Annotated in this window: 20 protein-coding genes; 11 read left to right on the top strand and 9 right to left on the bottom strand. The window is 68.0% G+C overall.

Going from position 1 to position 23,652, the window contains the following annotated elements:
- Positions 1–119 precede the first annotated feature (119 nt).
- From GKE62_RS08340 to GKE62_RS08325, 4 genes are all read right to left on the bottom strand, one after another.
- Positions 120–2,060, bottom strand: a complete 1,941-nt coding sequence (locus GKE62_RS08340) for an acetyl/propionyl/methylcrotonyl-CoA carboxylase subunit alpha (RefSeq protein WP_154691846.1) — start codon at positions 2,058–2,060, stop codon at positions 120–122.
- A 2-nt stretch (positions 2,061–2,062) separates the two neighbouring features.
- Positions 2,063–3,664, bottom strand: coding sequence for a carboxyl transferase domain-containing protein (locus GKE62_RS08335; protein ID WP_154691845.1), 1,602 nt, complete (start codon positions 3,662–3,664; stop codon positions 2,063–2,065).
- On the bottom strand, positions 3,661–4,821 hold the full coding sequence (locus GKE62_RS08330; RefSeq protein ID WP_154691844.1) for an isovaleryl-CoA dehydrogenase: 1,161 nt from the start codon (positions 4,819–4,821) through the stop codon (positions 3,661–3,663). The genes GKE62_RS08335 and GKE62_RS08330 overlap by 4 nt, the downstream gene beginning before the upstream one ends.
- 94 nt (positions 4,822–4,915) lie before the next feature.
- A complete protein-coding gene (locus tag GKE62_RS08325; RefSeq protein ID WP_154691843.1) occupies positions 4,916–6,490 on the bottom strand; it encodes a helicase HerA-like domain-containing protein in 1,575 nt (524 codons plus the stop codon).
- 106 nt (positions 6,491–6,596) lie between these two features.
- On the opposite strand from GKE62_RS08325, the gene pabB reads away from it, so the two are divergent.
- The 4 genes from pabB to arfB all read left to right on the top strand — a co-directional run bounded on the left by pabB (position 6,597) and on the right by arfB (position 10,834).
- Positions 6,597–8,426: an aminodeoxychorismate synthase component I gene (gene pabB, locus GKE62_RS08320; protein ID WP_154691842.1), complete on the top strand. Its 1,830-nt coding sequence runs from the start codon at positions 6,597–6,599 to the stop codon at positions 8,424–8,426.
- A gap of 53 nt (positions 8,427–8,479) precedes the next feature.
- Entirely contained in the window at positions 8,480–9,601 is a 1,122-nt protein-coding gene (locus tag GKE62_RS08315; protein WP_154693625.1) for a pyridoxal phosphate-dependent aminotransferase, read from the top strand.
- Between the two features lie 151 nt (positions 9,602–9,752).
- Positions 9,753–10,421, top strand: coding sequence for an RluA family pseudouridine synthase (locus tag GKE62_RS08310; RefSeq protein WP_154691841.1), 669 nt, complete (start codon positions 9,753–9,755; stop codon positions 10,419–10,421).
- On the top strand, positions 10,418–10,834 hold the full coding sequence (arfB, locus tag GKE62_RS08305; RefSeq protein ID WP_154691840.1) for an alternative ribosome rescue aminoacyl-tRNA hydrolase ArfB: 417 nt from the start codon (positions 10,418–10,420) through the stop codon (positions 10,832–10,834). Before GKE62_RS08310 ends, arfB begins: the two co-directional genes overlap by 4 nt.
- Here arfB and GKE62_RS08300 read toward each other — a convergent pair whose 3' ends face one another.
- The 3 genes from GKE62_RS08300 to GKE62_RS08290 all read right to left on the bottom strand — a co-directional run bounded on the left by GKE62_RS08300 (position 10,835) and on the right by GKE62_RS08290 (position 12,462).
- Complete coding sequence (locus tag GKE62_RS08300) at positions 10,835–11,683, bottom strand: MaoC family dehydratase N-terminal domain-containing protein (RefSeq protein WP_154691839.1); 849 nt, start codon at positions 11,681–11,683, stop codon at positions 10,835–10,837.
- The gene (locus GKE62_RS08295) at positions 11,680–11,895 is read right to left on the bottom strand and encodes a hypothetical protein (protein WP_154691838.1); all 216 of its coding nucleotides are present in this window, start codon (positions 11,893–11,895) and stop codon (positions 11,680–11,682) included. Before GKE62_RS08295 ends, GKE62_RS08300 begins: the two co-directional genes overlap by 4 nt.
- A gap of 276 nt (positions 11,896–12,171) precedes the next feature.
- Complete coding sequence (locus GKE62_RS08290) at positions 12,172–12,462, bottom strand: hypothetical protein (protein WP_154691837.1); 291 nt, start codon at positions 12,460–12,462, stop codon at positions 12,172–12,174.
- A 224-nt stretch (positions 12,463–12,686) separates the two neighbouring features.
- On the opposite strand from GKE62_RS08290, the gene GKE62_RS08285 reads away from it, so the two are divergent.
- The 6 genes from GKE62_RS08285 (at position 12,687) to GKE62_RS08260 (ending at position 20,343) form a co-directional block, all read left to right on the top strand.
- A complete protein-coding gene (locus GKE62_RS08285) occupies positions 12,687–13,703 on the top strand; it encodes a metalloregulator ArsR/SmtB family transcription factor (RefSeq protein WP_195908677.1) in 1,017 nt (338 codons plus the stop codon).
- Positions 13,700–14,623 carry a methylenetetrahydrofolate reductase [NAD(P)H] gene (gene metF / locus GKE62_RS08280; protein ID WP_154691836.1) on the top strand — a complete coding sequence of 308 codons (924 nt, stop codon included), beginning with the start codon at positions 13,700–13,702 and terminating at the stop codon, positions 14,621–14,623. The genes GKE62_RS08285 and metF overlap by 4 nt, the downstream gene beginning before the upstream one ends.
- Positions 14,620–15,666 carry a homocysteine S-methyltransferase family protein gene (locus GKE62_RS08275; RefSeq protein ID WP_154691835.1) on the top strand — a complete coding sequence of 349 codons (1,047 nt, stop codon included), beginning with the start codon at positions 14,620–14,622 and terminating at the stop codon, positions 15,664–15,666. Before metF ends, GKE62_RS08275 begins: the two co-directional genes overlap by 4 nt.
- 228 nt (positions 15,667–15,894) lie before the next feature.
- Positions 15,895–18,498, top strand: a complete 2,604-nt coding sequence (gene metH / locus GKE62_RS08270) for a methionine synthase (protein ID WP_154691834.1) — start codon at positions 15,895–15,897, stop codon at positions 18,496–18,498.
- Positions 18,499–18,586: 88 nt separating this feature from the next.
- A complete protein-coding gene (locus tag GKE62_RS08265; protein WP_154691833.1) occupies positions 18,587–19,039 on the top strand; it encodes a DUF2231 domain-containing protein in 453 nt (150 codons plus the stop codon).
- Positions 19,039–20,343: a sorbosone dehydrogenase family protein gene (locus tag GKE62_RS08260; RefSeq protein ID WP_154691832.1), complete on the top strand. Its 1,305-nt coding sequence runs from the start codon at positions 19,039–19,041 to the stop codon at positions 20,341–20,343. The genes GKE62_RS08265 and GKE62_RS08260 overlap by 1 nt, the downstream gene beginning before the upstream one ends.
- A 21-nt stretch (positions 20,344–20,364) precedes the next feature.
- Here the strand turns inward: GKE62_RS08260 and GKE62_RS08255 are convergent, their stop codons facing one another.
- Positions 20,365–20,508, bottom strand: coding sequence for a hypothetical protein (locus tag GKE62_RS08255; protein WP_154691831.1), 144 nt, complete (start codon positions 20,506–20,508; stop codon positions 20,365–20,367).
- 264 nt (positions 20,509–20,772) lie between these two features.
- Here GKE62_RS08255 and recQ point away from each other — a divergent pair, with 264 nt between their 5' ends.
- Entirely contained in the window at positions 20,773–22,677 is a 1,905-nt protein-coding gene (recQ, locus tag GKE62_RS08250; RefSeq protein ID WP_154691830.1) for a DNA helicase RecQ, read from the top strand.
- On the opposite strand, the gene GKE62_RS08245 is transcribed toward recQ, so the two are convergent.
- The gene (locus GKE62_RS08245) at positions 22,664–23,650 is read right to left on the bottom strand and encodes a TerC family protein (protein WP_154691829.1); all 987 of its coding nucleotides are present in this window, start codon (positions 23,648–23,650) and stop codon (positions 22,664–22,666) included. The genes recQ and GKE62_RS08245 overlap by 14 nt on opposite strands.
- Positions 23,651–23,652 lie beyond the last annotated feature (2 nt).

Here is a 23,652-nt window from a genome sequence, read left to right as displayed (position 1 = left end):
CCCCTGCAAGGGGAGATGGCAGCCCCCTTGGGCTGACGAAGGGGTGACGACGCGGGTGTGGACACCCCTCCGCCTCCGCTTCGCTCCGGCACCTCCCCTTGCAGGGGAGGATCATGCGATCAGCCTTGTTCTTCGCTCGCCGCGATCCGGGCCAGCACCGCCTCGACCTGCACTTGCGCGCCCGCGACCGCGGCAAGCTCGGTCACCACCCCGTCGAACGGCGCGGTCAGCGTATGCTCCATCTTCATCGCCTCGAGCGTGAGCAGCTTCTGGCCCTTGGTCACCGCCTGGCCTTGCGTGACCTCGACCGCGATAATCTTGCCCGGCATCGGCGAAAGGATGTCGCCGTCGTGGGCGTGGTGGTGGCCGGCTCCGTCATTGCGGGAATCGTGGATCGCGAAGACTCGGCCATCATTCTGGCCGACCAAGATCGTGTTTCCGCAAGTCTCAACCCAAGCGTCGAGTTCGTCATAAGGATCAGGAATCGACGCGGTTTGGGGGTTACCATCAACGTCGATGGTGACCATCTGGTTCGGTCCGGCGTTGAGACGAAAACCGAATGCGCCAGTCCAGGGGCGTGAATTCGCTTCGGAGAGTCCAATCAATCCGTGACCGAATTGCTGGACAGGGTTCCCCGCCGATCTGCTTGCGACGGCCATTGCCCCGGCAACTACGACAGCGGCTGGCGGCGCGTCGTCGGGGATCAGCTGCTCCCCAGCATCGGAGATGAAACCGGTATTGATTGTCCCGGCGGCGAAATCCGGCGAGCGCAGACAGTTGAGAATGAACGCCGCGTTGGTCCGCACCGGCCACACGGCGGTTGTCGCAGCCGCCTGTGCCAAGTCGTCGATAGCGCTTTGCCGGTCGTTGCCACGCGAAACGAGCTTGGCGATCATCGGATCGTAGAATGGCGAAACCTCGCCACCTTCCTCGACCCCCGTCTCGACGCGGATGATGTGCTCGGGGAGCGTCAGGTGCTCCAGCTTCCCGATACTCGGCAAAAACCCCTTCGTGGGGTCCTCGGCATAGAGCCGCGCTTCCATCGCCCAGCCGTTTATCGCCAGCTCGTCCTGCCGCTTGGGCAGCGGCTCGCCGCTCGCCACGCGGAGTTGCCATTCGACCAGATCGACCCCGGTGATCTCCTCGGTCACCGGGTGCTCGACCTGCAACCGCGTATTCATTTCCATGAACCAGATGCGGTCGGCCCTCAGCCCTTCCGAGGCATCGGCGATGAACTCGATCGTGCCCGCGCCGACGTAGTCGACCGCCTTGGCCGCGCGCACCGCGGCGGCGCAGATCGCCTCGCGCGTTTCCGGGTCCATCCCCGGCGCGGGGGCCTCCTCGATCACCTTCTGGTGGCGGCGCTGGAGCGAGCAGTCGCGCTCGAACAGGTGGACGACATTGCCGTGGCTGTCGCCGAACACCTGGACCTCGATGTGGCGCGGGCTGAGAATGTACTTCTCGATCAGCACGTCGGTATTTCCGAACGAAGAGGCGGCTTCCCTGCAGCAGGAGTCGAGCGAGTGGGAGAACTCGCCCGCGCTCTCGACCCGCCGCATCCCTTTGCCCCCGCCGCCCGCGACCGCCTTGATCAGCACCGGATAGCCGATCGCGTCGGCCTCGGCCTGCAGGCGTTCGGGCGACTGGTCCGCCCCGAGATAGCCCGGCGTCACGGGCACTCCGGCGGCGATCATCCGCTCTTTCGCGGCATCCTTGAGCCCCATCGCGCGGATGCTCTGGGGCGAGGGGCCGACCCACACCAGCCCGGCGTCGATCACGGCCTGCGCGAAGTCGGCGTTCTCCGAAAGGAAGCCGTATCCCGGATGGATCGCCTCGGCGTTCGTGGCTTTGGCGGCGGCGATGATCTTCTCGCCGACGAGGTAGCTCTCGCGCGCCGGGGAGGGACCGATATGCACCGCCTCGTCCGCCGAACGCACATGCAAGGCCTTGGCGTCGGCGTCAGAATAGACCGCGACGGTGCGAATCCCCATCCGCCGCGCGGTGCGGATGATCCGGCAGGCGATCTCGCCGCGGTTGGCGATGAGGAGCGATTGGATCATCGTCACATCCGGAACACCCCAAACCGGGGCGCCTCCTCCACCGGGGCGTTCAGCGCCGCGGCCAGCGCCAGACCCAGCACGTCGCGGGTCTGTGCGGGGTCGATCACGCCGTCGTCCCACAGCCGCGCGGTGGCGTAATAGGGGTTGCCCTCGTCCTCGTACTTCTGGCGGATCGGGGCCTTGAACGCTTCGGCCTGCTCGGGCGTCCAACTCTCCGCATCGCGGTGGACCGTCGCCAGAACCGACGCCGCCTGTTCGCCGCCCATCACGCTGATCCGGGCATTGGGCCAGGTGAAGAGGAAGCGCGGGGAGTAGGCTCGTCCGCACATGCCGTAGTTGCCCGCGCCGAAGCTGCCGCCGATCACCACGGTCAGCTTCGGCACGCTGGCGGTGGCGACTGCGGTGACCAGCTTGGCGCCGTGCTTGGCGATGCCCTCGGCCTCGTATTTGCCGCCGACCATGAAGCCGCTGATGTTCTGGAGGAACAGCAGCGGTATCCGCCGCTGGCAGGCGAGTTCGATGAAGTGCGCTCCTTTGACCGCGCTCTCGCTGAACAACACCCCGTTGTTGGCGAGGATCGCGACCGGCTGGCCCCAGATATGCGCGAAGCCGCAGACCAGCGTGCTGCCGTAGAGTGCCTTGAACTCGTGGAACTCGGATGCATCGACCAGCCGGGCGATGACTTCGTGGACATCATAGGGCGCGCGCACGTCGTCGGGGACGATCGCGTAGAGTTCTTCGGCGTCGTATTTGGGCGCGCGCGGTTCGCGCAGGTCGATATCGGGCTGGTGGACCGCACCCAGGTGGCTGACGATATCGCGCACGATGGTCAGCGCGTGCTCGTCGTCCTCGGCGAGGTGATCGACCACGCCCGATTTCTTTGCATGGAGATCGCCCCCGCCCAGGTCCTCCGCGCTGATCTCCTCGCCGGTCGCGGCTTTGACCAAGGGCGGTCCGGCCAGGAAGATCGTGCCCTGCTCGCGCACGATCACGCTCTCGTCGCTCATCGCCGGAACATAGGCCCCGCCCGCAGTGCAGCTCCCCATAACGCAGGCGATCTGCGGGATCTGAGCTGCGCTCATCTGCGCCTGATTGAAGAAGATGCGGCCGAAGTGGTCGCGGTCGGGGAAGACCTCGGCCTGGTGCGGCAGGTTGGCCCCGCCGCTGTCGACCAGGTAGATGCACGGCAGCCGGTTTTCGCGTGCGATCTCCTGCGCGCGCAGGTGCTTCTTGACCGTCAGCGGGTAATAGGTGCCGCCTTTGACGGTCGCATCGTTGCACACGATCATGCACTGGCGGCCGCTGACCCGCCCGATCGCGGTGATCAGCGATGCGCCGTGCACGTCGCCCTCGTACATCCCGTTGGCGGCCAACTGCCCGATCTCGAGCAGCGGCGAGCCCGGATCGAGCAGCCGTTCGACGCGGTCGCGGGGCAGCAGCTTGCCGCGCGAGACGTGGCGTTCGCGCGATTTCTCGGTCCCACCCAGCGCGGCTTCGGCGACTTTGGATCGCAACGCTTCGGCCAAACCGCGGTTATGCGCGGCGCGCTGCCTCGCGTCGTCGCTGTCGAGGTTGAGCGCGGTCGTCAGAACCGGTCCGCTCACGCGCCAGCTCCGATCAGTTCGCGCCCGATCAGCATCCGCCTGATCTCGTTGGTCCCCGCGCCGATGTCGAGGAGCTTGGCGTCGCGCATGTACCGTTCGACCGGCCAATCGGTGGTATAGCCCGCGCCGCCCAGCGCCTGGATCGCCTCGCCCGCGACGCGGAACGCGTTCTCGCTGGCGAGCAGGATCGCGCCCGCGGCGTCGAACCGGGTGGTGTTGCCGGCGTCGCAATTCTTGGCGACTGCATAAGTGTAGGCCCGCGCCGATTGCAGCGCGACGTACATGTCGGCGATTTTGGCCTGGATCAGCTGGAACGCCCCGATCGGCTTGCCGAACTGTTTCCGCTCGCGGACGTAGGGGATGACCGTGTCGAGGCAGGCCTGCATGATCCCGAGCTGGATTCCGGCGAGCACCGTGCGCTCATAGTCGAGGCCGCTCATCAGCACGCCGACGCCGCCGTTCTCGGGGCCCATGACGTTCTCCGCCGGAACCTCGCAGTCGTTGAACACCAGCTCGGCGGTGGGCGAGCCGCGCATCCCGACCTTGTCGATCTTCTGGCCGATCGAGAAGCCGGGCATGTCCTTCTCGATCAGGAAGGTGGTGATCCCGCGGCTCCCTTCGCCGGTCTTGGCATAGACCACCAGCGTGTCGGCATAGGTCGCGTTGGTGATCCAGAACTTGGTGCCGTTGAGCACCCAGCCGCCCTGGACCGCGTGCGCCTTCAATTTCATCGAGACCACGTCCGAACCGGCCCCGGCCTCGCTCATCGCCAAGCTGCCGACATGCTCGCCGCTGACCAACTTGGGCAGGTATTTGGCCTTCTGCTCGGGATTGCCCCAACGCCTGATCTGGTTGACGCACAAGTTGGAATGCGCGCCGTAAGACAGGCCGACGCTCGCGCTCGCGCGGCTGACTTCCTCGACCGCGATCACGTGCTCGAGATAGCCCAGGCCGAGCCCACCCCACTCCTCCTCAACGGTGATCCCGTGCAGGCCCAGCTCGCCCATCGCCGGCCACAGCAGCTGAGGGAACCAGTCCTCGCGATCGACCTTGGCGGCCAGCGGCGCAATTTGCTCGTCGGCGAAACGCCCCGCAGCATCGCGGATCATCTCGGCGTTGTCGCCCAGGGCGAAGTCGAAATCCGGTGTCGCTCGCAACGATCTCTCCTCTCGTCCCAGCCATAGCGCGGCGGCGAGAGTCGGCAAGGGGGCGGGCGGTCTCCTCCCCTGGCGGGGGAGGATCTGGTTTCGCCTACCGCAGCAATCCGCCCAGCAGCCCGCGCGCGAACCGGCCGAGCATTGCCCCGCCCAGCGCGGTGCCGATCGACCCCGCGGCGGCGCTGGCCGCGCTGGCGGCGACCGATCCGCCCGACCTGCGCCCGGTCATCGAGCGTGCGATCATCGTTCCGGCGGAGGCAGCGGCCGCGCCGAACGCGGCTTTGCCCGCCTTTTCCCACATGCTCGGGGTCTGGCGCGGCTGGGCGCGCTGCGCTTCGACGCCTTGGGTTTCGACCACTTGCGCGGCCGCGGCGGCATCTTCCGACTTCTTCGCCAGCACTTCGGCCGCGCTCTCGCGATCGACCGCGCTGTCGTACTTGCCGTCGAACGGGCTGATCGAGCGGATGATCGCGCGTTCCTTGTCGGTCACCGGACCCAGCCGCGAGTGCGGCGGCGCGATCAGCGTGCGCTGGACCACCGTCGGTGCGCCGTCTTCGTCGAGCGTCGAGACCAGCGCCTCGCCGACCTTCAATTCGGTGATCACGGTCTCGACGTCGAGGTCCTTGTTGATCCGGAAGGTCTCCGCCGCGGCCTTGATCGCCCGCTGGTCGCGCGGGGTGAACGCGCGCAAGGCATGCTGGACGCGGTTGCCGAGCTGGCCCGCGATCTTCTCGGGGATATCGATCGGGTTCTGGGTGATGAAAAACACGCCTACGCCCTTCGAACGGATCAGCCGGACGACCTGCTCGACCTTGTCGAACAGCGCTTGCGGAGCGTCGTCGAACAATAGATGCGCCTCGTCGAAGAAGAACACCAGGTTTGGCTTTTCGGGATCGCCGACTTCGGGCAGCGCCTCGAACAGTTCGGACAGCAGCCACAGCAGGAAGGTGGCGTAAAGCTTGGGGCTCTGCATCAACTGGTCGGCGGCGAGGATGTTGATGATCCCCTTGCCGCTGTCGTCGGTGCGTATGAAGTCGTTGATTTCGAACGCGGGCTCGCCGAAGAACGCGTCCGCCCCCTGGGTCTGGAAGGCAAGCAGCTGGCGCTGGATCGTGCCGACGCTGGCCTTGGAGATATTGCCGTATTTCGTCGCCAGCTCACTCGCCTGCTCGGCGCAGGCGATCAGCGTCTGCTGCAGGTCCTCGAAGTCGAGCAGCAGCAGCCCGTTGTCGTCGGCCCACTTGAACGCGATCGACAGCACGCCTTCCTGCGTCTCGTTCAGGTCCAGCAGGCGCGACAGCAGCAGCGGGCCCATTTCCGAAATCGTGGTGCGGATCGGGTGGCCCTTCTTGCCGTAAAGGTCCCAGAACACCGCCGGGTTGTCGTGGTATTCGTAGGGCACGATGCCAAGCTGGAGCGCACGCGCCTCGAGGCTGTCGGCGTGCTTGAAATCGTGGCTGCCGGCCATGCAGATGCCCGAAAGATCGCCCTTCACGTCGGCCAGGAACACCGGGACGCCGTTGGCGGAAAACTGCTCTGCCATCGTCTGGAGCGTGACCGTCTTGCCGGTGCCGGTCGCCCCCGCGACCAGGCCGTGGCGGTTGGCCCGGCCCAGCAGCAGCGTCTGGCGTTCGCCGCCTTCGGTCGAGCCCAGAAAGATCTCCGCCATGCATTTGCTCCGTCGTCGGTTCTCGCGCAGTGGATAGAACGCAGCGGCGGGACAGGCGAGGGATTTTGCATGGCGCCGCGTCTGGGCTAGGGGCCGCCTCACCGAAATGGTCGCCCCGTTCATCCTCCTCGACGACGCCCGCGGCGAGGGCGCGAGCCCGGCGCGGCTCTATCGCGACCCGCTCGAGATCGTCGTCGCGCGTCGGCCCGAGGACGTCGCGGGCGCCTTGCTGAGGATCGAACACTTGGCGGCAGAGGGCCACGCCCTGGCCGGAACCATCGCTTACGAGGCCGGGCTGGCGATCGAACCGCGGCTCGCCCCGCTGGCCGCCAGGCGCTGCGGCGCGGGCGGCCCGCTGGTGTGGTTCGGGGCGTTTGCCGGGTGGGAAGAGATCGCCGCTGAGGCGGTGCCGGGCTGGCTGGCGGAGCAGTCTGGGTCGGCGCCCGCTTCGATCGGCCCGCTCGATCCGCAACTCTCCCCCGGGGGCTATCTCGCCGCCTTTGCCGGCTTGCGCGCGGCAATTCTCGCAGGCGACATCTACCAGGCCAATCTGACCTTTCCGCTCTCTGGGACCTGGCGCGGCGATCCGCTGGCGCTTTACGCCGCGCTCCGTCCGCAGGCGGCGGCAGGCTATGGCGGGATCGTATTCGACGGCTCGCACTGGCTGCTGAGCCTGTCGCCCGAGCTGTTCGTGGCGCTCAAGGACGATGCGGTCACCGCCAAGCCGATGAAGGGCACGCGTCCGCGGGAAGCCGATCCGGCGCGCGATGCCGAGGTCGCCGGCGAACTCGCCGCCAGCATCAAGGATCGCGCCGAAAACCTGATGATCGTCGATCTGATGCGCAACGACCTAAGCCGCGTGTCCCGGCCCGGCAGCGTTCGGGTCGAGCGCGCGTTTGCGGTCGAGAGCTATCCCACGGTCCACCAGATGACCACCACCGTGCGCGCACGCTTGCGATCGGGGCTGGGCGCGATCGACGTGATCCGCGCGATCTTTCCCTGCGGCTCGATCACCGGCGCGCCAAAGATCCGCGCTATGGAGCTGATCGAGGCGGTCGAGCGCGACGCGCGCGGGCCTTATTGCGGCGCGATCGGCCGGATTGACCCCGCCGATGCCAACGGCACTTCCGACGCGGCGTTCAATGTGGCAATCCGCACCCTGCGGCTCGATCCCGGCCCGGACGGGTTGGCGGGCCGTGCGACGATGGGGGTGGGATCGGCGATCGTCGCCGATTCGCAGCCGCTCGACGAATGGCGCGAGTGCGTGGTCAAGGGAGGGTTCGTGGGGCGTTCGACGGCGGCACAGTGCGACCTGATCGAGACCATGCGGTTCGATCCGGCGGTCGGTGTGCCGCTGATCGAATTCCACCTCGAACGGATGAAGGCGAGCGCCGCCGAACTCGGCTTTGCGTTCGACCGCCACGCCTTGCGCAACGCGATCCAGGCGCTGTGCTTCGATCTGGAGGCGCCGTCGCGGCTGCGGGTGGTCGCGGCGCGCAGCGGGGCGCATGCAATCGAGATGGCGCCGTTGCCGCGGCCTCTGCCGGTGCCGGCGCGGGTCGCGCTGCTGCCGCTGCCGGTTGCGGCGACCGACTGGCGGCTGCGTCACAAGACCTCGGATCGGGGCTTTTACGAAGAAGCTCTGGCGGTGGCGCGCGCCGCCGGGGCCGACGAGGCGGTGTTCCTCGACGCGGCCGGGCTGGTCACCGAGGGCAGCTTCACTAGCGTGTTCGTCGCGCGGGCCGGGGATGCTCAGGACGCCCCGCTGCTAACTCCTCCCGCCGCGCTCGGTCTGCTCCCGGGCGTGCTGCGCGCGTCGTTGCTCGGCGAGGGCCGCGCGGTCGAGGCGGAGCTGCGGATCGGCGATCTGGAGCGCGGGTTCTGGATCGGCAACGCGCTGCGCGGGCTGGTCCCGGCGCGGCTGATGGGGACGTGAGCGAGCGGCTGTCCGCCGCGTTGCAGCGCATCGCTCCTTCGCAGACCAGCGCGATGACCGACCGCGCGACTCGGCTGCGCGCCGAAGGCCGGGACATCATCTCGCTGTCGGTCGGCGAACCCGACTTCGCGACCCCGCCGCATGTGGTGGCCGCGGCCAAGGCCGCGCTCGATGCGGGCGACACCCGCTACACGCCCGTCGGCGGCACCGCCCGGCTCAAGGCGGCCGCGGCGCTGCATTTCGCGCGCGACCTGGGCGTTGCGGCAACGCCGGATCGAGTCACGGTCAGCGCCGGGGGCAAGCAGGCGATCTTCCACGCGCTGCTCGCCACGCTTGATCCGGGCGACGACGTGCTGATCCCCGCGCCGTGGTGGGTCAGCTATCCCGAGGTGGTGCGCTTCGCCGGGGCCGAGGTGGTCGCGTTGCCGACCAGCGCGGCGGGCGGCTTCCGCATCACCGCCGCCCAGCTCGCCGCCGCGATCACCCCGCGCACCCGCTGGTTCCTGCTCAACAGCCCCGGCAATCCGACCGGCGCGGTCTATTCGGTCTCCCAGTTGCGCGAAATTGGCGCAGTACTGCGCGAAAATCCCCGCGTTCTGGTGCTGTCGGACGACATCTACGCCCCGCTGCGCTACACGCCGGGCGCGCACGCGACGCTGGCGGTCGAATGCCCCGATCTGGCCGACCGCATCCTGACCGTCTCGGGCGTGTCCAAAAGCCATGCGATGACCGGCTTCCGGATCGGGGTGGCGACCGGCCCGCGCTGGCTGATCGCGGCAATGGAACGGCTCCAGTCGCACAGCTCGGGCAACCCGTGCTCGATCAGCCAGGCCGCGGCGGTGGCGGCTTTCGAAGGGCCGCAGGATTTCCTCGCCGACTGGCGCGTGCGGTTCCGCGCGCGGCGCGACCGGGTTGTGGCGGCGATCGCCGCGATTCCCGGGCTGTCGACCCCGACGCCCGACGGTGCGTTCTATTGCCTGGTCGACGCCGCGCCGCTGATGGGGCGGTTCGGAACCGATGAGGCGCTATGCCTGCACCTGCTCGACCACGGCGTGGCGGTGGTCGCGGCCAGCGCGTTCGGTGGAGAGTCAGGCTTTCGCATCAGCTTTGCCGCCGACGAGGCGATGCTCGACGAGGCGCTGCGGCGGATTGCCGAGGCGGTGGCGTTGGCGTGAAGATGGGTTCACACGAAGACACGAAGACACGAAGACGTTGAACCCGGGGCGAAGCCGCTTGCCGATCGAAGGGCGCGCTCGCCGCGATTGATCGGATCGACCTGCGGTCGGCACGACTTATTGGTGTCTTCGTGTGAAAAGATTGGACCCAGTGAACGCCATTCCCATCCTGTTCGAAGACGGCGAAGCGCTGATCATCGACAAGCCCGCGGGCCTGCCGATCGAGCGGCCGCGCGCGGGCGGCGCCTGTCTCGAGGATCGGGCGCACGAACTCAGGCTCGGGTTTCAGCGTTCGCCGGTGCCGGTCCACCGCCTCGATACCGATACCTCCGGCTGCCTGCTGCTGGCGCGCAACCCCAAGGCGCTGAAGCGGTTCTCGGCGGCGTTCGAGGCGCGCGCGGTCGAGAAGGTCTATCTCGGGGTGGTGGCCGGGGTGCTGGCCGACGCCGAGGGAACCATCGAACTGGCGCTGAGCAAGATCAGCTCGGCGGAGCACGGCTGGCGCATGATCCCCGCGCGCAAGGGCAAGCCTTCGTTGACGCACTGGCGCAAGCTGGACGAGCGCGGCGGGCTGACGCTCGTCGAATTCCGGCCCGAGACCGGGCGCACCCACCAGATCCGGGTCCACGCCGCCTCGGGGCTGGGGGCGGCGCTGTTCGGCGATCCGGTCTACGGCGCGGCGCGCAACGGCATGCGGACGATGCTCCACGCCCGGATGCTGAGCATCGCCCGCGAAGGCAAGCCGCCGGTCGCCGCGACCAGCCCGCTGCCCGCCGATTTCGCCGCGCTGGGGTTCGCCCTCCCGGATTCTGTAGCGTGAGCGACGCGGCCGAGACGATCGCCCGCGCGTTGGCGTCGATCGAGGAGCGGTTCATCGCGGCGGCCGGGCCGGGCGGCCAGAACGTCAACAAGGTCGCCACCGCGGTGCAGGTGCGGCTCGACGTGTTCGCGCTCCGCCTGGACGAGGCGGTGTTCGCGCGGCTCAAGACGCTGGCGGGCAGCCGGATGACCGCCGCTGGGGAGATCGTGCTGACCGCGCGCCGCTTCCGCACCCAGGAGGCGAACCGCGTCGACGCGCGCGAGCGGATCGCCAAGCTGGTCGCCGATGCCTTCAAGGTGCCGGAAAAGCGCGCTCGCAGCCGGGTCAACCGGATCAACAAGGTCGAGCGGCTGGCGGGCAAGAAGCTGCGCGGCGCGGTCAAGGCCGGGCGCGGAAAAGTCTCTTTCGACTGACTAGGTCGCGCTCGCGCGCATGACCTCGCGACCGTCGGGCGCGAAGGCACCGAGTTCGTATGCTGCACTTTTGCTGCGCATCACGAGGTGCAGCAATTCTCCGGCGATGGCCGGCGAGACGCCGCGGAAAGCGAATGACTTCAGCGCGTTGTCGCCCAGCTCGCGCCGCGCCAGATCGAGCAGCAAGCTGGCGGTCAACGGGCCATGGACGACGAGTCCGCGATAGCCTTCGACATGCGTGGCATAGGGCGCGTCGTAGTGGATGCGGTGACTGTTGAACGTCAGCGCGGAGAAACGGAACAGCAGCGGCTCGGATGGCGCCAGCGCGCGGTGCGCGGTCCACGCGGCGGGATCGAAGCTGCCCGGACCCGCGACCGGAGGAGCAGGCGGCGTCCCCGCGGGCGGCGGATCGCGATAAACGAGGCTCTGGACCTCGCGCACCGCCAGCGTGCCGTCGGCGTGCGTTTCGTGGGCTACATCGACGAACACCAGGGGCCCGCTCGCGCCGCTCTTGGCCGTGACCGAGGCGACCTTCGAACGACGCTCGATCGCCGCGCCGACGCGGAGCGGGGCGAGGAATTCGACTTTGCTCGAAGCCCACATCCGGCGCGGTTGCGGGACCGGCGGGAGGAAGCTGTCCGGCGAGGCATCGCGCAACGGGTGGCCGTCCTCGCCCAGGCCCGCGGTCGGCGCGTCGGGCAGCGCCAAGCACCAGTGAAATCCCTGCGCGACCGATCCATCCGCGGGCGCCTCGCGGTCGAGCGTGGCCAGCCAGCGCGCATAGGCGCTCGGCTCGACGCGGTCCTCGCGCCGTTCCTCGCGTCCGATCCAGGCGTCCCAATCGCTCATGGCTTGGCCGATGGTGTGGTCGGGGGCGTGGGCGGTGGCGGAGCGGGGGCGACCGTCGCGGCTTCGGCAGGCGGGCGACGCGCGTCGAGCATCGCGGCGGCATCGTCGAGCGCCTTGGCTTCGCCCACGGTCACCGCGCCCGGGCCGGGATCGTCCGCGCCCGGCCCGCACGCGGCGAGGGATAGGCAAAACGCCGCGGCGGCAACCCTCATGGTTTTTGCATCTCCCCGCTCGTGTCGAGCGCAGTCGAGATACGATTGCGCGAGATCAGCATGTCTCGACTTCGCTCGACCCGAGCGGATCACGTAATCGGCAAGCGGTTTGGGCGTGGCGGGTCTCATCCGGCCAGCCATGCCACGGCGGCCCGCGAGACGAAAGCCGTCTCGCCGCGCAAACCAAAGGGACGGAAACCGGCATCCCGGCTTCCGTCCCCCGATTGCCTTGCGGCGGATGCAATCCCGGCCGCGCTTCCACGCAGCCGGAGCCGATTACATCTTCTTTTCTTCGGCCTTGGCTTCGTCGGCGGCCTTCTCGGCGGCACCGGCAGCGGCTTCGGCATCCATCTTGGCGTCGTTCGCGGCGCCAGCAGCAGCCGAAGCATCGGCGGCAGGCGCCATCGCGTCGGCCGGAGCAGTCGCGGCGTCGGCAGGCATGGCTTCTTCAGCCGGCATTTCGACGTTGTCGGCGGCAGCTTCGTCGGCAGCCTTGTCGCTCGAGCCGCAAGCGGCGAGAGCCAGGGAGGCGGTCACCGCAAACGCGGCAGCAATGATCTTCTTCATGAGAGGCCCTCTTCGATAAAACGACCGCCGCGAACCGCTTCCTTAAGGGAGGCGCACACGCGGCGGCGGAGGGCTGTTTACCGATTTGCCAAGCCCAAGGCAAACGCCAAAATTCATCCGCGGTTCACCTTGCGCAGCTTCCCGTTCGGCGCGGAGCAAGACGGGCCAGCCACCGCTCGACCGAGTGGTTGCATCATATAAAGAATTCTTTATATGACTGTCCGATGAGCCGGATCGACGCCACCCTGATCGACATCCTGCGCGCGCTCGCCGATCCTACGCGCCTGCGGATCATGCGTCTTTTGACGCGGATGGAGCTGGCGGTGGGCGAGTTGGCGCAAGTGCTCGACCAGTCGCAGCCGCGCGTCTCGCGCCATATCCGCATCCTCGCCGAAGCAGGCCTCGCCGAACGCCGCCGCGAGGGCAGCTGGGTGTTTGTGCGCAGCATTTCCGGCGTGGATCGACCGCCGCTTGCCGCCGCTGTTGCCGGGCTGATCGACCGCGGCGAAGCGGGCGATCCCGCGTTCGCCGCGCAGGCCGAGGCCGACCGCCTGCGCCTGGGCCAGATCCGCCACGCCCGCGAAGCCCGCGCCGCCGATTACTTCGCTCGCCACGCCGCGCAGTGGGACGTGCTGCGCTCGCTCCACAGCGCCGAGGCGACGGTCGAGGCGGAGCTGGCCCGGCTGCTCGGCGGCGTGTCCCAGAATGCGTTGGGCCTGGGCCGCGTGCTCGACGTCGGCACCGGCACCGGGCGGATGGCCGAACTGTTCGAGCCTGCCGCCGATGCCGTAATCGCGCTCGACAACAGCCCCGAGATGCTGCGGCTCGCGCGCGCCCGTCTCCAGCACCTGGCTCCCGGACGGGTCGAGCTGGTCCAGGGCGACTTCGCCGCCTTGCCGTTCGCCGATGCCAGCTTCGATACGGTGCTGTTTCATCAGGTGCTTCACTACGCACAGTCGCCCGAAGCTGTGCTCGCCGAAGCCGCGCGCGTCACTCGTTCGGGCGGGCGTGTCGCCATCGTCGATTTCGCGCCGCACGATCGCGAGGAATTGCGCAGCGCCCACGCCCATGTCCGCCTGGGCTTTTCCAGCGAGCAAGTCGCCGCATTGCTCGACGCGGCGGGGTTCGCTCCCGAGGCCAGCGAAGCGCTGGGCGGCGGTGAGCTTACCGTGATGATCTGGACGGGGTTGCGCCGGGCCGACGCGGTCAGCCGGCTCCCCCGCCGAAAGGAAAGCGCATGACGCGCCTTGCGCCCCGTCCTGGGCCCGAGCCTGGCGCGGCGAGCGAGCCTTCGTTCGCGCACCTGCCCGGCGACATCGCGGTCTCGTTCGAATTCTTCCCGCCCAAGTCCGAGAAGATGGAGCAGCAGCTGTGGGACGCGATCACCCAGCTCGCTCCGCTCAATCCCAGCTTCGTATCGGTGACCTACGGCGCGGGCGGTTCTACCCGCGAGCGCACCCACGCGACGGTCGCGCGGATCGTGCAGGAGACTGCGCTGGTTCCGGCTGCGCACCTTACCTGCGTCGCGGCCAGCAAGGCCGAGATCGGGGACATCGCCGAGCAGTACTGGGACGCGGGGGTGCGTCATATCGTCGCGCTGCGCGGCGATCCCCCGCCGGGTGAGGGCGCCAGGTTCACGCCCCATCCCGACGGCTATTCGAGCGCGGCCGAGCTGGTCGCGGGACTCAAGGCCCGCCGCGACTTCGAGCTGTCGGTCGCCGCCTATCCCGAGGTTCATCCCGACGCCGCGACCGCCGCGGCCGATCTCGACAACCTCAAGCGCAAGCTGGATGCGGGAGCGACACGCGCGATCACGCAGTTCTTCTTTTCCGCCGATGCCTATTTCCGCTTTCTCGACCAGACGCTCGCCGCCGGGATCACGGCGCCGATCGTCCCGGGGATCATGCCGGTGACCAGCTTTTCAGCAATCCGCCGGATGTCGGGCAACACCACGATCCCCGCCTCGCTCGAAGCGCTGTTCGAAGGGCTCGACGAACGTCCCGGCCCGCGCGCGCTGGTCGCCGCGGTCGCCGCGGCGGACTTGTGCCGCCAGCTCTACGCGGGCGGGGTGCGGGACTTTCACTTCTATACCCTCAACCGCGCCGAGCAGGCTTACGCGATCTGCCAGTTGCTCGGATTGCGCCCGGAGCCCACGCCATGACCAAGCGCGAACAGTTTCTCGACGCCGCCGCCAGGCGCATCCTGATCACCGACGGCGCATTCGGCACCGAGATCCAGAACTGGAAGCTGGCCGAAGCCGACTATGCCGGATCGCTGGGGCTGGCCAAGGACCAGAAGGGCAACAACGACATCCTCGCGCTGACCGCACCGCACGTTCCGGAATCGATCCACCGCGCCTATTTCGCCGCCGGTGCCGACATCGCCGAGACCAACACCTTCTCGGCCAACCGGATCAGCCAGGCCGACTACGCAGCAGAGCATCTGGTGCGCGACATCAACCTGGGATCCGCGCGGATGGCGCGGCGGGTGGCGGACGAGTTCGAGGCTGCCGATGGCCGCCCGCGCTTCGTGGCCGGCGCCATCGGGCCGACCAACAAGACGCTGTCGCTCTCGCCCGACGTCAACGATCCGGGCTTTCGCGAGATCGACTGGGACTTCCTCGTCGAGGTTTACAAGGAACAGGCCGCCGCGCTGGTCGAAGGCGGGGCCGATTTCATCCTGATCGAGACCGTGTTCGACACGCTCAACTGCAAGGCCGGGATCATGGCGGTCAAGCAGCTCGAATCCGAGCTGGGCCGCGAGGTGCCGCTGATGCTGTCGATGACCCTGACCGACCTTTCGGGGCGCAATCTGTCGGGCCACACGGTGGAGGCGTTCTGGTACGCGGTGCGCCATGCCCGCCCGCTGACGATCGGGCTCAACTGCTCGTTCGGCGCGACGCAATTGCGCCCGCACGTGCGCGCGCTGAGCGCGATCGCCGACGCCGCAATCATGGTCTATCCCAACGCCGGGCTGCCCAACGAGCTGGGCGAGTACGACGAACGTCCCGAAACCACCGCCGCGCTGGTCCGCGAATGGGCCGAGGCGGGGCAGGTCAACGTGCTGGGCGGCTGCTGTGGCTCGACGCCCGAGCACATCGCGGCGATCGCCGCGGCGGCGGCGAGCCGGCCGCCGCGCAAGCTACCCGAGCTGGCGCCCGTCACGCGGCTGGCAGGGTTGGAGCCGTTCGTGATGGCGGCTTAGCGGTAACGTGCGTGAAATCTCGGCTTGGCAGCCCTCACCCTTGAAAGGGGAGAGGATACGGAGACTTGCCAGCTTGCTGGCTAGGCGAAGTTGGAGAGGGGTGCTCTGGCCGGAGACCACCCCTCTCCAAGCTGCGCTAGTCCCGCTCCGCGGGCCAAGCTTGGCTATCCTCTCCCCTTGCAGGGGGGAGGACAAGCTATCCTGCAACCCCATTTCGACTGCGATCCCATGACCCAGAATGCCTCCTCGCGCTTCGTCAACATCGGCGAGCGGACCAACGTCACCGGCAGCGCCGCGTTCAAGAAGCTGATCCTGGCGGGCGACTACACCCGCGCGGTCGAGGTTGCGCGCCAGCAGGTCGAGAACGGCGCGCAGGTGATCGACGTCAACATGGACGAGGGCCTGCTCGACGCGGTCGAGGCTATGACCACCTTCCTCCAGCTGATCGCCGCCGAGCCCGACATCGCGCGCGTGCCGGTGATGATCGACAGCAGCAAATGGGCGGTGATCGAGGCCGGGCTCAAGTGCGTGTCGGGCAAGCCGATCGTCAATTCGATCAGCATGAAGGAAGGCGAGGAGCCGTTCCTCGACGCGGCGCGCAAGTGCATGGCCTATGGCGCGGCGGTGGTCGTGATGGCGTTCGACGAGGCGGGGCAGGCAGACACCGCGCAGCGCAAGATCGAGATTTGCGAGCGCGCCTATGCGCTGCTCACCGGCATCGGGTTTCCGCCCGAGGACATCATCTTCGATCCCAACATCTTCGCCATCGCCACCGGCATGGAGGAGCACGACCGCTACGCGCTCGATTTTATCGAAGCCGTCAAGGCGATCCGGCTGAGCTGCCCGCATGTGCACTTCTCGGGCGGCCTCTCGAACCTGTCGTTCAGCTTTCGCGGCAACGAGCCGGTGCGCCGGGCGATGCATTCGGTGTTTCTCTACCACGCGATTCCCGCCGGGCTCGACATGGCGATCGTCAACGCCGGGCAGCTCGACATCTACGACCAGATCGATCCCGTCCTGCGCGAGGCCTGCGAGGACGTGATCCTCGCCCGGCGTCCGGATGCGACCGAGCGGCTGATCGAGCTTGCCGAATCCTATCGCGGCACCGACGCCAAGGCCGAAAAGGCGATGGAGGAATGGCGAGGGTGGGACGTCGCCCGGCGGCTCGAACACGCGCTGGTGCGCGGGATCGACGCGCATGTGGTCGATGACACCGAGGAAGCCCGTCAGCTCTACGCGCGCCCGATCGAGGTCATCGAAGGCCCGCTGATGGACGGGATGAACGTGGTCGGCGACCTGTTCGGATCGGGCCAGATGTTCCTGCCGCAGGTGGTCAAATCGGCCCGCGTCATGAAGAAGGCGGTCGCCCACCTGATCCCGTTCATCGAGGCGGCGAAGGAACCCGGCGCGCGCGCCAAGGGCAAGATCGTGATGGCCACGGTCAAGGGCGACGTCCACGACATCGGCAAGAACATCGTCGGCGTCGTGCTCCAGTGCAACGGCTACGAAGTGATCGACCTGGGCGTGATGGTGCCGTGGGCGAAGATCCTCGAGACCGCCAAGGCCGAGGATGCCGACATCATCGGCCTGTCCGGGCTGATCACCCCCAGCCTCGACGAGATGGTCACCGTCGCCGAGGAGATGAAGCGGGCCGAGTTCGACATCCCGCTGCTGATCGGCGGGGCGACCACCAGCAAGGTCCACACCGCGCTGCGAATCGACCCTGCCTACGACGGCCCGGTGATCCACGTGCTCGACGCCAGCCGCGCGGTGGGGGTCGCCAGCCAGCTCCTGTCCGACACCCAGCGCGACGGGTTCGTCGAAAGCACGGCGGGTGATTACCGCAAGGTGCGCGAGGCGCGCGAGGGCAAGGCGCAAAGCGTCCTGCTGACGATCGACGAGGCGCGCGCCAATTTCTACGATCCCAGCTTCGCGGACAAGCCGCCTCCACCCGAGCAACCCGGCATCCATGTCTATGCCGACTGGGATCTGGCAGACTTGCGCGAGGTGATCGACTGGACCCCGTTCTTCCGCGCCTGGGAGCTGCACGGAACCTATCCGTCGATCCTCGACGACGAAGTCGTGGGAGAGACCGCGCGCGCGCTCAAGGCCGATGCCGACGCGCTGCTCGACACCATCATCGCCGAGAAGTGGCTGACCGCGCGCGGCGTCGTCGGACTGTGGCCCTGCGCGCGCGACGGCGACGACGTGACGATCCACCTCGCCGATGAGGAGCGCAACGTCCTGCTGCCGTTCTTGCGCCAGCAAGTGAAGAAAAGCCGCGACCGCGCCAACATGTGTCTGGCGGATTTCATCGATCCAGCGGGCGACTGGATCGGTGGTTTCGCGGTCGGCATCCACGGGATCGAACCGCACGGCGCGCGCTTCCTGGCCGCCAACGACGATTATTCCGACATCCTGCTCAAGGCGCTCGCCGACCGGTTGGCCGAGGCCATGGCCGAACGCCTCCACCAGCACGTCCGGACCACGCTGTGGGGCTATGCACCGGGCGAGCAACTGACCAACGAGGCGCTGATCCGCGAGCAATACCGCGGCATCCGCCCCGCCCCCGGGTACCCCGCGTGCCCCGACCACAGCCTCAAGCCAATCCTGTTCGACTTGCTCGATGCGGGCAAGAACGCCGGGATCGAGCTCACCGAAAGCCAGGCGATGCTGCCCACCGCGGCGGTCAGCGGGTTTTACTTCGCCCACCCCGAAGCGGCCTACTTCGGGGTGGCGCGGATCGGGCGCGACCAGGTCGAAGACTATGCGGCGCGGCGGGGAATGCCGTTGGCCGAGGCCGAGCGGTGGTTGCGCCCCAACCTCGATTGAGCGCCTCGCCCCCGGATGACAAAACGGTAAGGCAACCAAACCCCGCCTGCGCCGTTGCGCCTGTACAGGCCAATGGGGCGCATAAACGATGGCGGACGCAAGCTTCAGACCACGCGCGGCGATCGGCGGAGTGCCCGTCCACGCCATGCTCGTGCCGTTTCCGATCGTGGGCTTCACCGGCGCGCTGCTGTGCGATCTCGCCTATGTCGGCAGCAACGGGCAGGTCCAGTGGTCCAACTTCGCCCAATGGCTGCTGGCGTCCGGTGAATTCTTCGGCGCTTTGGCGGCGCTGTTCGGGTTGATCGACCTGCTGGCTACGCGGCGCCACGCACGCCCCGCCAGCGCGTGGCTGCACTTGGGGCTGAGCGCGCTGGTCCTCGTGCTCGGGCTGTTCAACAACCTGGTCCACGCCCGCGACGGTTGGACCGGCGTCGTTCCGACCGGGCTGACCCTGTCGTTACTGACCGTGCTGGCGCTGGCGGTGACCGGGTTCCTCGGTCACCGGCTCGCCTACGTCCACCAGCGCGGGGGAATCCGGTGATGCGCGCTCGTTTAGCACTCGCGCTCGGCGCGGCGTCGCTCGCCTCGGCCTGCTCCCACCCGCAATTTCCAGGGGAGGACCAGTATGGGGCCAATCCCAAGTTGCCCGAACCGCAGCAGTATCTGTTTCCGCCGATGGGCATCGCCAAACCGGTGGGATTCAAGGCGAACGAGACCCCGACCGCGTTGCCCGGCTTCACGGTCAAGGCGTTCGCGCGCAATCTCAAAGCCCCGCGCCGCGTGCTCCCGCTCGCGAACGGCGACGTGCTTGTGGTCGAAAGCGGCGGGCCGGGGTTCGAACCGGTGCTGCGGCCCAAGGATATCATCTATGGGTTGGTGATCGGCCAGGCGCATTCGCCGGTGAAGCCGGGCAACCGCGTGGTGCTGTTGCGCGACGGCGATGGCGATGGCGTGGCCGAAAAGAAGTTCGTGATCGTCGACAAGCTGACCTCGCCGTTCGGCATCGCGACGATCGGCAACACGCTGTACGTCGCCGCGACCAATGCGATCTGGCGTTATCCGTTCACTTCCGGCGGGACCAGCGCCGGTCCCGGAACGATGCTCACCGCGCTCCCCGGCGGGCCGATCGATCACCACTGGACCAAGGATCTCGTCGCCAGCCCCGACGGTTCGAAGCTTTATGTCGGGATCGGATCGAACAGCAACATTGTCGAAAATGGCCTCGAAGCCGAGCACAATCGCGCCGCGATTTGGGAAGTCGATCCTGCCACCGGGGCGCATCGCCTGTTCGCGGGCGGGCTGCGCAACCCCAACGGCCTCAGCTTCCGACCCGGTTCGAACACCCTCTACACCGTGGTCAACGAGCGTGATGAGATCGGCAACAACCTGGTACCCGATTATCTCACCTCGGTGAAGGACGGCGGGTTCTACGGCTGGCCGTGGTCGTACTACGGCCAGCACGTCGATGTCCGCGTCCGCCCGCAGCGGCCCGAGATGGTCGCCCGCGCGACCTCGCCCGATTATGCGCTCGGCCCCCATGTCGCCGCGCTCGGCCTCGCGTTTTCGAACGGCCCCCTGATGCCGCCGCGCTTCCAGGGCGGCGCGTTCGTCGGCGAGCACGGCAGCTGGGACCGCACGGTCTTCTATGGCTATCAAGTAGCCTATGTGCCCTTCGCGGGCGGCAGGCCCACGGGCAAGCCGGTGCCGTTCCTGACCGGGTTCATCGACCAAGCGAGCGGCAAGGCGCGGGGCCGTCCGGTCGGGGTCGCGCTCGACCGGCAGGGCGCGTTGCTCGTCGCCGACGACGTCGGACACGCGATCTGGCGGGTCACCCCGGCAGGCTAACCCACCCGGGTGGCGATTGGCTCAGGGTCCGACCCGTTCCCAGAAATCGCGCGCGCTCAGGCGTTTGCCGGAAAGCGCGGCGAGCCGGTCGCTGCCGTAAGTCCATGATGGGTGTGGAATCGGCGGCACGCGATCGCGGCGGCGGGTATTTCGACGAATCGTCATTTCCAGTCTCCATGTTGCGATGGAACACGAGTCTGGCGTCGTCGCCTCGGCCGTGCGCTTTAGCCTTTTTTGACGCGGAGCAAGCTGAACCTCAAAAGCCGCGGTCGGTGGCGGGCCATCGACGGCTCCAATCTAGGTCCCGCGCCGCGCAAGCGAAGCAAGATTTGCTTTGGATGGCAGCGGGTTCGGCTTTTCGGACGCCTTTCTGACGGCATTCGCCGAAGCAATTTTCCTACGACGCCGAAATTTGCCATGGGCGATCGCATGGCCTCGCTCCCTCCTTTCGCCCTTTCGATCCACGAAGACGGGGTCGATGCTCGCGAAGGACCCGCGCCGCCTCATTGCGGCCCCGAAGAAATTTTGCCCAGGACAGTGGTCCATGTGGTCCAAGAGGCGCGAGAAGCCCTCCACCGCGTCTTCGGTTTCGCCGATTTCCGCGGCGCGCAGGAAGACGTCGTGCGCAGGGTGCTGGCGGGCGAATCGACGCTGGCGGTGATGCCGACGGGCGCCGGCAAGTCGCTGACCTATCAGCTGCCCGCGGTCATGCTGCCTGGCACTTGCGTGGTGGTCTCGCCGCTGATCGCGCTGATGCACGACCAGTTGCGCGCGGCGACGGCCAACGGCATCCGCGCCGCGACGCTGACCAGCGCCGACAGCGACGACTATCGCGAGGCTGCGATCGACCGCTTCCGCAGCGGTGCGCTCGACTTGCTCTACGTCGCCCCCGAACGCGCCAGCCAGCCGCATTTCCGCGAGTTGTTGAGCAAGTCGCCGATCTGCCTGTTCGCGATCGACGAGGCGCACTGCGTGTCCGAGTGGGGCCACGATTTTCGCCCCGACTATCGCCTACTGCGTCCGCTGCTCGACCGGTTCGGCGATGTCCCCCGGCTCGCCCTGACCGCCACCGCCGACGCGCATACCCGGGCCGACATTCTCGCCCAGCTCGGGATACCGGACGAGGGCCTGATCGTCGCCGGGTTCGACCGGCCCAACATCCGCTATGCGATCCGCCCGCGCGATCAGGCGCAACGCCAGCTCGCGCAATTGATCGCCGAACAGTCGGGGCCGGGGATCGTCTACGCCCAGACCCGCAACCAGGTCGAAAAGCTGGCCGAGGCGCTGGGGCGGAGCGGAAGGCGGGTGCTGCCCTATCATGCCGGGCTCGACCCGCAGGTGCGCGCCGCCAACCAGGCCGCGTTCGTCGCCAGCGAGGACATGGTGATGGTCGCCACGGTCGCGTTCGGCATGGGGATCGACAAACCCGACGTGCGGTTCGTGGCGCACGCAGGCATCCCCAAGTCGATCGAGGCCTATTACCAGGAGACCGGTCGCGCCGGGCGCGATGGCGATCCCGCGACCGCGCTGATGCTGTGGGGCGCCGACGATTTCGCCCGCGCCCGGCAGCGGCTGGGCGAGGTCGAGGATCATCGCCGCGCCAGCGAACGCACTCGGCTGGAGGCGCTCGCGACGCTGGTCGAAACCGCGGGCTGCCGCCGCGCTATCCTGTTGCGCCACTTCGGCGAGGACCCGCCGCAGTCGTGCGGCAACTGCGACAACTGCCTCGACGCGCCCGGGGTGGTCGACGCCACCGAGACCGCGCGCAAGCTGCTCTCCGCCGCCTATCGCACCGGGCAGAGCTTCGGCCTCGGCCACCTCGAGAAGGTGCTGACCGGCGTTGCCGACGAGCGCGTGACCGCGCGCGGCCACGACAAGCTGAGCGTGTTCGGGATCGCCACCGCCGATGAAGCGCCGCTGCTCAAGCCGCTTGCCCGCGCTCTCCAGGCGCGCGGGAGCCTGGTGGCGACCGAGCATGGCGGGCTGGCGCTGGGCGGCGATGCGCGGGCGATCCTCAAGGGCGAACTGCCGGTGCTGGTCGCGTTGGCCGCGCGGCCCGAACGCAAGCGGCGGCGCGATCGTGCGGGCGGCCGCGAGGGAGGTGGGGTCAACCCGGTCGGCGATCCGCTGTTCGAGGCGCTGCGCGCGCTGCGCCGCGATCTCGCGGCCGAGGCGCAGGTCCCACCCTATGTGATCTTCCACGACGCCACATTGCGCGAGATGGCCGCGGCGCGTCCCGCCGACCGCGCCGCCCTGGGCGCGATCGGCGGGATCGGTGCACGTAAGCTCGAGGCCTACGGCGACGCGTTCCTGGCGGTCATCAGGCAGTTGTGAGCGGGACTTGGCCGCGCGTCTTCCACAGCGAGTAGCCGACTCCCGCCGCGATCAGAGCGAGCGTCACGCCCAGGCTGAGCACCGGTGGGAACTTGTCTCCGCCCAGCACGAAATCGGCGACGAAGATCTTTGAGCCGATGAACACCAGCACGGCCGCCAGCGCGTATTTGAGATAGTGGAAGCGGTGGATCATCGCGGCGAGCGCGAAATACAGCGCCCGCAGGCCCAGGATGGCCATGATGTTGCTGGTGTAGACGACGAACGTATCGGTGGTGATCGCGAAGATCGCGGGCACCGAATCGACCGCGAAAACCAGGTCTGCGAGGTTGATCACCACCAGCGCCAGGAACAGCGGGGTCGCCGCCGTCACCTGCCTGCCGGTCCTTTCGTCGGGCACCTTGACGAAGAACCGCTGGTCGTGATGCTTCTGGGTGACCCGCATGCGGGTCGAGATCCAGCGCACCGCCGCGTTGTTCGCCAGATCGGGTTGCGCATCGCCGGCGAAGAACATCTTGATCCCGGTGAACACCAGGAACGCGGCGAACAGGTAGAGCACCCAATAGGCCTGGTCGACCAGCGCCGCGCCGCCCGCGATCATGATCCCGCGCAGCACGATGACCGCGACGATCCCCCACAACAGCGCGCGATACTGGTATTTCACCGGGATCGCGAAGAAGCTGAAGATCAGGCTGATCACGAATACGTTGTCGATCGACAGCGCCTTTTCGATGAAGAACCCGGTGAAGTACTGCATACCCAGCTCGGCGCCGCGCGCGGCCCAGATCCACGCTCCGAAGGCGAGCGCGACGCTCACGTAGAACGCGGTGAGCTTGAGCGATTCGGCGATGCCCATGGCGCGGTCCTCCTTGTGGAGCACGCCGAGATCGAATGCGGTGAGGGCGACGACGAGGCCGGCGAAGGCCAGCCAGAACCAGGCCGGGGTGCCGAGTATCTCGGCGAACAGGATTTCCATCG

It is taken from the genome of Novosphingobium sp. Gsoil 351 (assembly GCF_009707465.1).
GTDB lineage: Bacteria > Pseudomonadota > Alphaproteobacteria > Sphingomonadales > Sphingomonadaceae > Novosphingobium.
Note: the sequence above shows the minus strand (reverse complement) of the source record. Positions and strands in the feature narration are given on the sequence as shown.